The organism is Changchengzhania lutea (genome assembly GCF_006974145.1).
Classification (GTDB): domain Bacteria; phylum Bacteroidota; class Bacteroidia; order Flavobacteriales; family Flavobacteriaceae; genus Changchengzhania; species Changchengzhania lutea.
Genome location: NZ_CP039456.1, coordinates 2400792 through 2415977, shown reverse-complemented (window position 1 = coordinate 2415977; position 15186 = coordinate 2400792). Strand labels below are relative to the sequence as shown.

The following is a 15186-nucleotide window of genomic DNA, read 5'->3' as shown; positions in this document are numbered from 1 at the left end:
TTACAATTTGGTGGTTAACATTATACTGCCCGCTTTATTAAATTTTAAGGAATCTCCCCACTTAATTGTTTCTCCAGTAATGATGTTTCTTAAGGTTTTGTCCTGCAGACCGACTTCCTGAAATCTAGATAGATCAACACTCACAGTGTCCTTATTTTTATTAAGAATGTGTACTACCGTTTCGTCATTTAAAATTCTAAACAATACATAAATACCATTTTCTGGTGCAAAATGAATGGTTTCCCCTTCATGTATGGCTTTACTGTTTTTTCTGTAATTCAATACTTTTTTAACAAAGGACTGCATATCTTTTTGGTCATCTGCCAAGCCTTCCCCGGTAAATGCGTTAACCGTATCCCCTTGCCAACCTCCAGGAAAATCTGTACGTATTAAGCCATGGTCTCCAGGGTTTTCAAAATCATTCATTAAGATTTCTGTTCCGTAATAAATTTGCGGTATTCGTGGTAAGGTCAATAAATAACTTAAGGCCATTTTGGTATTTACAATATCCCCTTTTAGTTGTGTAAAAATGCGACTCATATCATGGTTGTCCGGAAAAATCATGATGTCCTTTGGTTTGGCATAATGAAAATCGTTTGCCAGACCTTCATATATGTTCACTAAACCAGTATCCCATGCCTCCGTTTCGTTCAAGGCATTTACTATGTGATGCTGCATGGCAAAATCCATGGGGGATTTTAAGTTAGAATCATATCCATCTTTATTATTAGCACCATCTTGCCAATAACCAATTAATAACGGATTGATACTCCATTCTTCACCAACTATTGAAAAATTCGGATATTCATTCATAATGCTTCCTGCCCATTTGCTCATAAATGTCTTATCAGGATAGGGATAGGTATCTTGACGAATACCCGCTAAACCAATAGTTTCTATCCACCAAATACTATTCTGAATGAGGTAATTGGCCATAAACGGATTACGTTGATTCAAATCTGGCATTGCTGAAACAAACCATCCATCGGCCATTTCATTTTTATCTATTTGTGAGGCATATAAGTCTTGATTGCTAGTACGCCTGTGATTAGAAGTGATGAGTTTTCCCTTGTTTTCATAATTTTCTTGATAATTTATCCAATCGTCAAATGGTAAATCTTTCATCCACCAATGCTCGCTCCCACAATGATTGGCGACCATATCCATAACCAATTTTATATCCTTTTCTCTAGCTTTATCAGCCAATTCCCTGTATTCGGCTAAGGTTCCAAAACGTGGGTCTACTTGATAAAAATCGGTCATAGCATACCCGTGATAGGATGCTTTGGGCATATCATTAGTTAATAGCGGGCATGGCCAAATCGCAGTAAAGCCCATTTCATCTATATAGTCAAGATGTTGTGTCATGCCTTTTATATCGCCCCCATGGCGTGCATAATCATCTGATCTATTAATAGTGGCTTCTTTTAGCATGCTCACCTTTTGACCAGATTCATTGATCCCAGAATGTTTTAAGGCAATGTCATTAGAAACATCTCCATTTGCGAAACGGTCTGGCGTTATTAAATACAACACATCCGAACTATCAAATCCTATATATTCTTCTGCTGGTTTTTCTCTAGAATTGAGTTGATAAGTCTGTTCTAATTGGTTTCCGTTATCAAACGTAAAAATAATATTGAATTGTCCTGCTTTTGTGGTTTTAGCAATATTCAAATCAATAAATAAATAATTTGGACTATCCGCTTGATGCACTTTTTTTATAGTGATACCATCATAATTAATTTCAACAGAAGCCTTTGCAATGTTTGGATGCTTTATCAATACTTGTAATTCGGTATTTTTAAAATCAATCCACCAATTTGGGGGCTCTACCCGTGCAATATCATTTCGCTCGACAATAGGCTCGTTATTTTCTATGGCAACCACATTAATTCGTTCTTCTTGTTTACACGAAACAAGCATGCCTATTGTACATATGAGATATATTTTTAGTAATTGTTTCATGCTATAATAATTTAAACGTTAATAAACCACCAATTGATTTGGCTCAATAGTTAAAGAGTTTCCATTTAATAAAATTTGTAACGCCTCATTTCCTTCTAACTCAAAATTTGTTTCAGAATGACTGACGTTTATTTTTAAAATCTGATTTCGAAAATTAACTTTAAACGAGTAAGCGCTCCATTGTTTTGGAATTTTGGGTGTAAAGGATAACATATCATTTTGAATACGCATCCCTCCAAAGCCCTCAACAATACTCATCCATGTGCCTGCCATGGAGGTAATATGTAATCCTTCATGCACTTCATGATTGTAATCATCTAAATCTAGTCTTGATGTTCTTAGATAGAAGGTGTACGCTTGTTCCATTCTGTCTAATTTGGCAGCTTGAATACTGTGTACGCATGGCGATAGGGAACTTTCATGTACCGTAAATGGTTCGTAAAAATCAAAGTGTTTTTCTAATTCCTCGGTAGTAAAATGGTCTTCAAAAAAATAAAAACACTGTAACACATCAGCTTGTTTTATATACGGTGAGCGCAAAATTCTGTCCCAAGACCATTTTTGGTTTATAGGTCTTTCAGATTTGGCTAAGTCTTCAACCGTAATTAATTCTTTATCTAAGAAACCGTCTTGTTGTAAGTAAATATCATGCTTTTCTGAAAACGGGAAATACATATTATCCGCTACATTTTGCCATTCTTTAAGTTCAGCGTTCGATAGCTTGACCTTATTCAAAATACGCGTATAATCTGAAGGATGTTCCTTCTTCAGTTTAGCAATATTTTCTGAAGCATATGTTATACACCATTGCGCCAGATAGTTTGTATACCAATTATTATTCACATTATTTTCATATTCATTGGGGCCAGTCACCCCTAGAATAACGTACTTATTTTTAGCTGTTGAAAGCGTAGCGCGTTGCTGCCAAAAACGTGCAATGGCGATGAGTACTTCCAGTCCCTTTTCACGTATATAGCTGTAATCGCCCGTATAACGGTGATAATTATAAATAGCAAAAGCGATGGCACCATTTCTATGAATTTCCTCAAAGGTAATTTCCCATTCATTATGACATTCTTCACCATTCATGGTGACCATAGGATATAACGCAGCACCATTGGTAAAACCTAATTTTTCAGCGTTTTCAATAGCTTTTTCCAGATGATTATACCTGTATTCCAGTAAGCTCCTTGCTACCTTTTGATCTTTGGTAGCCATATAGAAAGGAATGCAATAAGCTTCTGTATCCCAATAGGTACTTCCGCCATATTTTTCGCCGGTAAACCCTTTAGGCCCGATATTTAATCTGGAATCTTTACCTAAGTAGGTTTGGTTTAATTGGAAAATATTAAAGCGAATACCCTGTTGCGCTTTTACATCGCCAGAAATAGTTATGTCAGACATGCTCCAAATAGCAGCCCAAGCCCTTTTTTGATCTTCTAATAATTGATTAAACCCTTTTTTAGACGCCTTACTTAAAATACGTTTCGCAGCGCTAAGCAACTTCGTTTTATCATGATTTGTATCCACCACATAACCTCCAAATTTCTGAATGGAATAGGTTTCACCTTTCTTAACCTGATGTTTGTAGCAAAATGATGCATAGTTAGAATCTGCTTTGATTTCAGGTTCAATCAATACCGTTTTTCCATTTATAAAAAGCTTTGACGCCATGAAGGTACAGGTATGAAAATCCGTTTTCATGGTTTTGGCCTCGATAAACGCTTGATGATTGGCGTGGCTCACTTTTGTGGTATTCCAAAATTTGTCATCCCAATTGGTGTCTTCATTAGTAATCCCTGAATCTAAATAGGGTTGAAACAAAATTTCAGCATCACTATTCAACAGTTTAATATTGTATTGAATGGCACCTATTTCATCTAAATCTAGACTTAAAAAACGTTTGGTATCGACGGCAACGCTAATGCCATTTTTCAATGTTGCGATAAATTCTCTTGACAACCAACCTTCTTTCATGTTGAGTTCTCTTTTAAAATTTTCTATTTTTTTACAGGCAAATAAATCAAGTGGTTCTCCATTGATTTCTACATTGATACCAATCCAATTTGGCGCATTTAATACTTTCGCAAAATATTCTGGATAGCCATTTTTCCACCATCCCACACGTGTTTTGTCAGGATAGTAAACACCCGCCATGTAACTGCCTTGAAAAGTTGGCCCTGAATAGTGCTCTTCAAAATTGGCCCGTTGCCCCATGGCACCGTTACCGATACTGAATAAACTTTCGGAAGATTTCATGTGATTAGCATCAAACCCTTCTTCTATGATGGACCAGTTATCTGGTTTTATATAATCTAAATTCATTTTCTAATAATTATAAAATAGACATTAGCTCGAATGTTGATTCGATCTATCATCCTTATTAATAGCATCTTTTTTTAAGGTGGTTAACTTGTATAGAAATCCTGGAGGCATGTATGTGAAATCCTTAAATATAAAGTCTGCTTCATTTAAAACAGATGCCTCTCCAATTCCAATAGAAATCATATGGGCCGTATTTGCTGCTTGAATACCTGCCACAGAATCTTCAAACACCACACAATCTTCTGGCAGGACATTAATGGCCTGTGCAGCTTTTAAAAATACTTCGGGGTCTGGTTTTGCCTTTGTAACATTGTTGCCATCAACAATGGCGTCAAATTTTTCTAAGAGGTTGACCTTTTTCAAAATTTGTTTAGAGTTTTTACTTGCTGAACCTAGAGCGATAGGTTGCCTCTGGTTAGCCAAATATTTAAGTGTTTCGTTAACTGCGGGCAATATTTCGCTGTCGTCCATATTTGATATATACTCTAAATAGGCCTCGTTTTTTTTTGCCATCAGACTTAAAAACTCGTCTTGGGATAATTTTTTATTACCCCAAGCTAAAATTTTTATAAGCGATTGTTCTCTGCTTACGCCTTTTAATTGTTCATTTTGCTGATGTGAAAAATCAATACCTATACTATTGGCTAAGGCTTTCCACGCTAGAAAATGATATTTTGCAGTGTCGACGATAACACCGTCTAAATCGAATATAAATCCTTTTTTACCCATAATATTTTAAGACTGAACGATGTCATCGACATCTTTTACTTTTGAAACTAATGTTGCTGCTATAATAAAACTAACGCCACTCATCATCAAAGCGAAAATGGCGTGATTATCATAAGCGTATTTTACTAATGGTCCACCGATAAGGGCGTTGATAATTTGCGGAATCACTATGAAGAAATTAAAAATCCCCATATAGACACCCATTTTTTTAGGAGAAATGGATCCAGCTAGAATGGCATATGGCATCGCTAAAATACTGGCCCACGCAATACCGATACCTACCATGGAAACGATAAGCCAATTTTTATCTGGCATAATATAAATAGACAATAAGCCTAAGCCACCTATGACCAGTGAGGCTGCATGTGTTCTTTTTCTACCAATTTTTTTGGCTATATAAGGCAGTGCAAAAGCATAAAGTGCTGAAATTAAATTATAGACACCAAACAAAATCCCTATCCAATCGCCAGCATCTTGATAGGCTGCACTACTGCTATCTGTATATGGCAAGCCATAAATATGTTGCGCAATGGCAGGCGTAGCAAAAACCCACATACCAAATAGTCCGAACCAGGAGAAAAATTGAACCCAACTGAGTTGCCGCATCGTGGTTGGCATTTTTTGGAAATCGTAAAAAATATCCATCAGACTGGATTTCCCTTCTTCTTCTACGGTAGATTCTGCATGTAAATCTTCGTCTTCAAAACTGTCTAATTCTTCAGGAGAATATTCTTTAGTAGTAATTACGGTTACAAGGATTGAAATAATTAAAATAACTGCGCCAATAATGAAAGACAGAATTAAATTGAGAGGAACAGAACCTGCTGCAGTTTCGTTTGAAACACCAAACCAATTCGTTAATGCATAAGGCAGCCATGAGCCTATAACAGCACCAAATCCAATTAAAGCTGTTTGTACGCTAAATCCTAAAGTCCGTTGGTCTGTTCTTAAATTATCACCTACCAAAGCACGAAAAGGCTCCATAGCGATGTTAAAAGACGCATCCATAATCATGAGCATCCCTGCGCCTACCCAAAGTGCGGGTAAAAAAGCAATAAATATATCAGCTTGCGGCATTAATACCAACCCAATTGATGCTAAGATAGCACCTACTAAAAAGTATGGTTTTCTTCTTCCGAAACGGCCCCAAGTTTTATCGCTATAATGACCGATAATTGGCTGAACAATTAAACCCATTAAGGGCGCTATAATCCAAAACCAAGACAGTTCATGAACGTCGGCTCCGAAAATTTGAAGAATTCTACTGGCATTGGCATTTTGTAGGGCAAAACCCATTTGAATTCCTAGAAATCCGAAACTCATGTTCCAAATTTGCCAGAAACTTAATCGACGCTTTTCCATGAAATAGTATGTTTAAATGAATACTATTTGATAAGCGATTACTTATCAAAACTTATGTGAGAAGTGAAAATATAAGCTTTGATTTCGGGGTAAAGATATAAAAGATTTTAAATTTTCCTAATAAAATTTTTTATTTGGTCGAATCCCTTTCTATAATTTCGGTCTCTATAACTACTGTTTTAAAATTATCTTCAGGTTCACTTTCTTCTATAAATGTGTCTGGCGATTCATCTTCAAGCTCTAACCTATCTATAAGTAAATCAGCAGCTTGCTCACCTATTTTCTGCCCGTGTTGGCTCACCGTTGTTAGACTTGGCGTGGCATGTTTAGAGAGGACTCCGTCTGTAAAACCAATAACCTGTACATCTTCTGGAATACTCAAACCCAGTTTCCTCATCACCTTCATGGCCGTTACCGCATACAATTCGTTCACGGCAAAAATGCCATCAATTTGCTTATTTACAGTCAAGAACTGTTCTATTTCACTTTCTAAGGTCTGCAGTTCATCTTCATCTGCCAGACGATCATCAACCTTCAAGATAAGATTAGAGTCGGGCGTAATTTTACTGGCTTCTAAAGCTTCTAAATAGCCTTGCGTTCTCAATTTTCCAACGCTTACATAATCCATGGTGGTAATTAATGCAATGCGTTTACAGCCATTGGATATAAGTTTTTTTACGGCTTTAACCGAACCCTGATAGTCGTCAACAATGACCTTGTCACAATGTACTTCATTCACGACTCTATCAAACATAACTATGGGCATGCCTTGATTTATAGTGGCCTTAAAGTGATGATAATCTTGTTTTAATAATGTTTCTTTGGAAATGGATAGTATAAAACCATCAATACTGCCGTTGGCCAACATTTCCATATTTATAATTTCCTTGGTAAACGACTCATTTGATAACCCTACAATAACATTATAGCCGCGCTTGTTGGCGACTAATTCAATACCCAAAATGACGGTCGAAAAAAAGTGATGCACAATTTCAGGAATAAGAATACCAATGGTTTTTGTTTTTCTGTTTTTAAGACTCAAAGCAATATTATTGGGCCTGTAATTATACAATTTGGCAAAGGCCTGTATTTTTTGTGTCGTGTCTTGGCTGATTTCTTTGCTATTACTTAATGCTTTTGAAACGGTTGAAATAGAGACATCTAATTCCCTAGCAATTTGTTTTAAGGTTACTTTTCTTTTCATGTGTTTATATGTATTGCTTTTTATTGGTCACATGCGACATCCATTTAATCATTTCACTTGGGTATCAAGTTTTAGTTATTCATGTTTCATAATGAAGTCTTAATTGATTGCTAAATTATCGTTTTTACACAATTATCGTGTTAAATATTTAAAAGTTGTCAACACGAAAACGTTTTCGTTGCGATATTCGCAAAATCTCACTTTATTCCTATACTAAATTTACATAAATTTAACCCGAGAAGTGAAAATATAACTAACTATTTATGACATTAATTAAATAACAATTTATGAAGACAATTATTAATAGCTTACTGTTTCTTCTGTTTTTTGCACCCGTATATGTATTCGGTCAAACAACACTTACAGGAACTGTAACTGAGCAATCAACATCTATTCCGCTTCCTGGCGTGAATGTCGTTATTAAAGGAACGGCCACAGGAACAGCGACGGATTTTGATGGAAACTATGAAATTGTAGTTAATAATGGAGATGTTATTGTATTCTCTTATGTTGGCTATACACCTATTGAAATTAACTATTCTGGTCAATCAACACTCGATGTTCAACTTGCTGAAGATGCAGCACAGTTAGAAGAAATAGTGATTATTGGTTATGGTAGCGTAAAGAAAGAAGATTTAACAGGAGCTGCCGATTTGATATCAGCGGAAGATTTTAATAAAGGCCCTGTTGTTTCTCCCCAACAACTGATTCAAGGAAAGGTTGCTGGCGTATCTATAACTTCTGGTGGTGGAGCTCCTGGTGAAGGTCAGGAAATTATAATTAGAGGGGTTGGTTCTTTGTCTTTGTCTAGCTCACCTTTAATAGTTCTTGATGGCTTACCTTTAGACGGTGGAGGTGTTGGTGGAACAAGAAATCCATTAAACTTGATTAATCCAAACGATATTGAAAGTATGGTGGTGTTAAAAGATGCCTCCGCTACAGCCATTTATGGCTCAAGAGCCGCAAACGGCGTCATTATAATTTCTAGCAAAAAAGGAAAGGGCTCTGAATTTAAATTCAACTTAAATTCTTCAGTGACTTTTGACAAGCAAATTGATAAAATAGATCTTTTATCTGCCAATAAATTTAGGGATCTGGTTAATTCAACCGGTGACGCAGCTGCTATTGCAAGATTAGGCTCTTCGAGTACAGACTGGCAAGACCAGATTTATGTCGATGCCATGGGCACAGATCATTCCTTTAGTGCTCTAGGTGGTGCTTGGGGTGTGCCCATGCGCGCTTCAATAGGCTATTCTGACCGAGATGGTAATTTAGATGGTGATAATTTTAAGCGCACAACAGCGTCATTAAGCCTTACACCTAGACTTTTAGACGACCATCTCAAAATAGAATTAAATGCACGTGGTATGTACATTGAAAACACATTTGCTGACAGAGGTGCTATAGGTAATGCAGTACAATTTGATCCAACCCAGTCGGTTTTTGATAATAATAACCCCTTATTGGACAAATTTGGCGGGTATTTTGCATGGATAGATGCCAGTACAGGTTATCAATTTAATTTGGCTCCAGCAAACCCTAGAGCATTATTAGATTTAACAGATGACACCGCTGAAGTAAGACGCTTTGTTGGTAATGCTAAATTTGATTACAAACTGCATTTCTTTCCAGATCTAACAGCTACTATAAATGTAGGTCTAGATAAATCGGATAGTGGTGGTCGAAAAATTACATCGAAAATCATTCCAACAGCAGACCAAACTTTTAATGGCTCTCGAACAACTTTCAGTCAAGAAGCTACTAACCAATTATTTGATGCGTATCTAACCTATAAAAAAACGATTAACGAAGTACATAATATTACAACAGTGGCTGGTTATTCATATCAATCTTTTGAGTTTGATAATTTTGATTATGATAGCGAAAAAGAAGAACAAGGTCAGGATTTTGAGTTTATTGATAAATCCAAAAGTGTATTGTTATCTTATTTTGGTCGGCTAAATTACGATTATGATGGTAAATATTTGTTAACGGCGACCCTAAGAGCAGATGCATCATCTAAACTAAATCCCGATAACCAATGGGGTTATTTCCCTTCTGTAGCTGTAGCCTGGAACATTCATAAAGAAGACTTTATGGAAGATTCATTTATTAACCAATTAAAATTACGTGTAGGTTACGGAGAGATTGGAAATGTTAACGGATTAGGAGATTATAATTTTTTAACTCGGTATACCGGAAGTCAAAGCACTGCAAACTATCAATTTGGATCTGCCTTCCTTCAGACATTTAGACCAGAACCTATCAATGAAGATTTACGCTGGGAAGTAGGAGAAACTTTTAATGTAGGTTTAGATTATAGTCTATTTGATAGTAGAATATCTGGCTCTGTCAATGCATATATAAAAGACACCAATGACTTAATAGCTTTTGCTAACATAGATCCTTTTACAAACTTTGGAAGTAAGATAGATAAAAACATTGGTGATATGCGTAACAAAGGGATTGAATTGGCAGTAAATGTGATTCCTGTACAAACTAATGATATTGAGTGGAGCATTAGTTATAATGTAGCGTTTAACGATAATGAAATTACAAGACTTCCTTTTGAACAAGCAGTAGGAGGCATTAGTGGTGGTGTTGGAAACAATGTACAAACACATCAGGAAGGTGAAGCACCATTTAGTTTTTTAGTGTATAAACAAATATATGATACTGCCGGAAAACCTATTGAAGGGGCTTATGTTGATAGAAACGGAGACAATGTTATAAATAGTGAAGACAGGTATATATATAAGGATCCTTATGCCGACGTAATTATGGGACTAAATACAAATTTATCTTATAAAAATTGGGATTTGGCTGTAGTAACAAGAGCTAATATTGGTAATTATGCCTATAATAATGTAGCCTCAAGTAATGCATATTTAACGAGAGCTACCCAAAACAACATTTTAACAAATTTGCATGCCGATTTTTTAAATACCGGTTTTGTTGAAATAACAGAGCAGAGCTTATTAAGTGATTATAATATTGAAGACGCTTCTTTTTTCAAGGTTGATAATATTACATTAGGGTATAGTTTACCGAAAGACGTCTTTAAGGACCTTAATTTACGATTTTATGGGTCTGTACAAAATGTAACCACAGTTACTGATTATAATGGATTAGATCCAGAAATTGTAAATACAGCAGATGGTACATCTGGCATTGACAATAATTTTTATCCTAGACCAAGAACTTTTGTTTTTGGTGTTAATATTGATTTTTAAAAAATTTAAATATGAAAAATAAAATTAAAAAAATCACACTATTGGTTTCTATTGCGTTCTTTATGGCCTCATGCCATGACGATTTAGATCAATTACCGATTGATCCCGATAGTTTTACACAAGAAGATGTCTTTGCAAATGCAGAGATTGCCAAAGGGGCTTTAGCAAAATTATACAGTGCTTTGACTCTTACAGGACAACAAGGCCCTGCTGGACAACCAGATATTGCTGATATTGATGAAGGGTTTTCACAATTTTCGAGAATGTTGTTTAACCTTAATGAACTTACTACAGATCATGCTGTGGTAGCTTGGGCAGATCCAGGATTGCCAAATTTACATGCTATGACTTGGTCAAGCAGTAATGACTTTGTAGAAGCCATGTACTCTCGTTTAGCACAAACAGTAAGTTTTTCGAATTCATATATAACAAACGCATCAGCATTAGCAGATGCCGAAGTACAAACATTTATAGCAGAAGCGCGGTTTATAAGAGCCTATGCGTATTATAACCTTATTGATTTATATGCCAATGTGCCGTTAGTAACAGAAGTTTCTACAGAGTTGCCTCTGCAAAGTAATAGAGCTGAAATTTTCACTTTTATAGAAACTGAACTATTAGAAATTCAAGATCAATTAGCAGCAAGTGGCTCAAACGAGTATGGTCGTGTCGATCAAGTTGCGGCTTGGGCATTATTATCGCGTTTATACCTAAATGCTGAAATTTGGACAGGAACTCCAAAATATAGTGAATGTGTAACCTTTTCTAATATGGTTATGAATTCATCTTATACTATTAATATGAATGATGCTAATGGTAATGGCACTTCATACGACGAGTTGTTTTTAGCAGATAACGATTCCAATGGTGCACAAAATGAATTTATTTTCGCTCTAAACTTCGATGGACTCCAATCTCAAACCTTTGGAGGTACAAGCTTTTTAGTGCATGCAGCCATTGGAGGCAATATGGACCCAACAGATTTTGGGGTAAATGGAGGTTGGTTTGGTTTACGTACTACAAAAACTTTAGTAAATAAGTTTGAGTTAGGTAGCGATGCTAGAGGAATGTTTCATACCGATGGTCAAAACTTAGAAATAGCTACCATTACTGATTTTGAAGACGGTTATGCTGTTAGAAAATTTAAAAATCTAGATTCTAATGGAAATGCTGGTAGTGATACCACGGGAGATCTTGTCGATACCGATTTACCATTAATACGTTTAGCCGAAATTTATTTAAACTATGCCGAAGCTAGCTTGAGAGGTAGCGGAGGCGATTTAAACTTAGCTGTTACTAAAATAAACGAATTAAGACTTCGTGCTTATGGCGATACATCTGGGAATATTAGTAGTGGCGATTTAACTTTAGATTTTGTTTTAGATGAACGCTCTAGAGAATTATATTGGGAAGGCCAAAGACGTACCGATTTAGTACGATACAATTACTTTACTACAGGTAGCCTTTTATGGCCTTTTAAAGGTAATGTTGTTAATGGATCATCAGTTGGTGAGTTTAGAAATATATTTCCTATACCAGTAAACTTATTGTCTACAAATCCTAATCTAACCCAAAACCAGGGGTACTAATTTTTAAATATTATGAAAATGAAACATATATATAAATTAATCTATCTTAGTTGCTTCACCGTGCTTTTTTGGTCATGTGAAGATGATATAGAACTAACACGATTAAGTTCTGACAGTGGTATTAGCGCAGTAATTAATACGCCACAAAATAACGATGTATTTGTGCTGAATATAGAAGAAACATCTACTAATCCTTCAATTACTATTAGCTGGGAAGAAGCAAGTTACCAGACCCAAGTTGTAATAAGTTATACTGTTGAATTTGCTAGTACAGGAACAAATTTTGCCGAACCGGTTATTGCTACTGTTACAACGAATCCATTTTTAACAATGACTATTTCAGAATTTAATAGTGCCGTTTCCGATTTAGGTTTCGTGCCATTTTCTGAAGCCAGCTTAGATATCAGAATTAAATCTGACATAGGATCGCAAAACGAATTACCAATATATTCAGAACCTATAACAGTTTTAGTAACACCATTTACAACCGATTTGCCAACAATAGCAGTCCCTGGAGACCATCAAGGAGTATGGGACCCTCCAACAGCACCTTTATTAGCTGCATTAGAATTTGGCAATACTGAATATGAAGGATACGTATGGTTAGATGGTGGACATAAATTTGTGGGTCCAAACAATAATGGTAATTTTGAATGGGGAAATATAGATTGGGGCGATGATGGTACGTTTACAGGCAAACTTTTAGAAGATGGTGAAAGTGATATTATCGCTGCACCTGCTGGACATTATTTTATCCAGGCAGATACTGATGCTTTAATCTATTCTGAAACTTTATATAATTGGGGGCTTATTGGCTCAGCAACTCCCGACAATTGGGATAGTGACCAAGATATGACCTATGATCCTGTTTCTAAAACTTGGACAATCACACTTAATTTAACTGCAGAAGAAATTAAATTTAGAGCAAATGATGCTTGGGACTGGGCTTATGGAGATAATGACGCCGATGGATCTTTAGAAAGTGTAGCTGGGTCAACAAATATTACCGTACCAACTGGTGGCAACTACACGGTTGTACTAGATTTAAGTACTCCCAGAGAATACACATATTCACTAACTTTAAATTAAGACTATGAAAAAATTATATAAAATTATTGTAAGTCTCTTAGTTGTTATAGTCGCTTTTTCTTGTTCTGATGATGATAAGTTTATATTAGAACAACCTGAAGCCAGTTTCTTGATAGAAGTTCCAAATTCAGGATCTAATATTGTCTTAAACAGAGCAAATCCAGACAACCAGGCATTGACTGTAACTTGGGCAGACTCTCAAAATACAGGCGCTTCTTACAGTATAGAATTTGCAGAGTCCGCTACAGATTTTGCTGAGAGTTTTATAGCTGGAACATCCGATTCAGATAATTTCACCTTATCTGTTGAAGCATTAAATACGTTTCTTGTAAATGCAGTAAAAATACCTCAAGCTGTATCATCTGTTATAGATGTAAGAGTGGTAGCATCTAATGGAGATGTATCGAATACAGTCTCTTTATCTATTACTCCTTTTGTTATTGAGGTTGCTGAATTGTTTGTTAACGGTTCGTTTACAAACTGGGATCCAGCACAAGGATTACCGATGAATTCTTCAGAGTTTAACAATTTTTCCATTAACATTGATTTAATGGATGGTGATGAATTTAATTTTATCCCAAGTAATACAAGCGATGAAGTTGTTTGGCAGCTGGTAGAGACCGGTTCAAGTGACCTTACAAAGTTTGGAGGCTTGAATCTTTCTGGTTATCCTGAAGGGAATTATGATATTACTGTAGATCTAAATACGAATACTTTTACCATTGACGAAGTTATAATTCCTGTTAATTTATTTTTAGTAGGTAGCTTAACTGCATGGGATGCGACCGCTTCATTACCATTCAATTTAATTAGTGAAGGTGTTTTTACAATTGTTGTTGCTTTAGCTGATGGTGATCAATTCAAATTTATCCCAACAAATATAGATTTTAGTGATGATTGGGGTGAAGACCCTGGTAATCCAGGAAGTATTATCCAAGATGGAGAACAAAATGTTAGTGGGTATCCTACAGGCACTTACCAAATAACTGTCGATTTTAATACATTAACATTTACTCTTGTTGAATTAGTTCAAAGCCCAAGAATTGCAGTTCCTGGAAATCATCAAGGTTGGGATCCTCCATCAGCACCTCAACTAGAGGCATCTTCATTATCTACAACAGATTACGAAGGTTATGTTTGGTTAGACGGTCAGCATAAATTTGTAGGACCAGATGGTAATGGAGATTTTAATTGGGGAAATACCGATTGGGGAGATGCATCAGGTGTCGATGGAAGTTTTACTCAAATATTGGCTGTTGATGGCGAAGGAAATATTGAAAACCCAAGTGGTCCTGGACATTATTTTATAACAGCTGATACTGGTGCTTTAACCTATTCTGAAATCAAATATGATTGGGCAGTAACTGGTGATGCAACTCCATTAGGTTGGCCTCCTAGTCCCGATGGAACACCTGGAGAAGATCAAGATATGACTTATGATCCTGATACTGACACCTGGACAATCACTTTAGATTTAGTCGCTGGGCAAATGAAATTTAGAGCTAATGATGCCTGGGCTTGGAATTATGGTGATACAGGGGCAGATGGATCCTTAGAAAATGGTGGTGGTGATATAATTATTGCCACAGATGGAAATTATACCGTAGTTTTAGATCTTAGCACACCTAGAGCTTATACGTATTCGGTTACACTTAATTAAATAGTATCATATTAAAGGCTGTCTTAT

General features: G+C 36.0%; 9 protein-coding genes. 4 read left to right on the top strand and 5 right to left on the bottom strand.

Annotation, left to right across the window (positions count from 1 at the left end):
- The 5 genes from FAF07_RS10870 to FAF07_RS10850 form a co-directional block, all read right to left on the bottom strand.
- The gene (locus FAF07_RS10870; RefSeq protein ID WP_142785133.1) at positions 1-1968 is read right to left on the bottom strand and encodes a glycoside hydrolase family 13 protein; all 1968 of its coding nucleotides are present in this window, start codon (positions 1966-1968) and stop codon (positions 1-3) included.
- 18 nt (positions 1969-1986) lie between these two features.
- Positions 1987-4293: a glycoside hydrolase family 65 protein gene (locus FAF07_RS10865; RefSeq protein ID WP_142785132.1), complete on the bottom strand. Its 2307-nt coding sequence runs from the start codon at positions 4291-4293 to the stop codon at positions 1987-1989.
- Between the two features lie 24 nt (positions 4294-4317).
- Entirely contained in the window at positions 4318-5022 is a 705-nt protein-coding gene (gene pgmB, locus FAF07_RS10860; protein WP_142785131.1) for a beta-phosphoglucomutase, read from the bottom strand.
- Positions 5023-5028: 6 nt separating this feature from the next.
- Positions 5029-6384, bottom strand: coding sequence for an MFS transporter (locus FAF07_RS10855; protein WP_142785130.1), 1356 nt, complete (start codon positions 6382-6384; stop codon positions 5029-5031).
- A 130-nt stretch (positions 6385-6514) separates the two neighbouring features.
- Positions 6515-7588, bottom strand: a complete 1074-nt coding sequence (locus FAF07_RS10850) for a LacI family DNA-binding transcriptional regulator (protein WP_142785129.1) — start codon at positions 7586-7588, stop codon at positions 6515-6517.
- Positions 7589-7875: 287 nt separating this feature from the next.
- Here FAF07_RS10850 and FAF07_RS10845 point away from each other — a divergent pair, with 287 nt between their 5' ends.
- The 4 genes from FAF07_RS10845 to FAF07_RS10830 are packed head-to-tail and all read left to right on the top strand — an operon-like array spanning position 7876 to position 15159.
- On the top strand, positions 7876-10821 hold the full coding sequence (locus FAF07_RS10845) for a SusC/RagA family TonB-linked outer membrane protein (RefSeq protein WP_142785128.1): 2946 nt from the start codon (positions 7876-7878) through the stop codon (positions 10819-10821).
- An 11-nt stretch (positions 10822-10832) separates the two neighbouring features.
- Positions 10833-12410, top strand: coding sequence for a RagB/SusD family nutrient uptake outer membrane protein (locus FAF07_RS10840; RefSeq protein ID WP_142785127.1), 1578 nt, complete (start codon positions 10833-10835; stop codon positions 12408-12410).
- Between the two features lie 18 nt (positions 12411-12428).
- Positions 12429-13499: a SusE domain-containing protein gene (locus tag FAF07_RS10835; protein WP_142785126.1), complete on the top strand. Its 1071-nt coding sequence runs from the start codon at positions 12429-12431 to the stop codon at positions 13497-13499.
- A gap of 4 nt (positions 13500-13503) precedes the next feature.
- The gene (locus tag FAF07_RS10830; RefSeq protein WP_142785125.1) at positions 13504-15159 is read left to right on the top strand and encodes a SusE domain-containing protein; all 1656 of its coding nucleotides are present in this window, start codon (positions 13504-13506) and stop codon (positions 15157-15159) included.
- Positions 15160-15186: the final 27 nt, after the last annotated feature.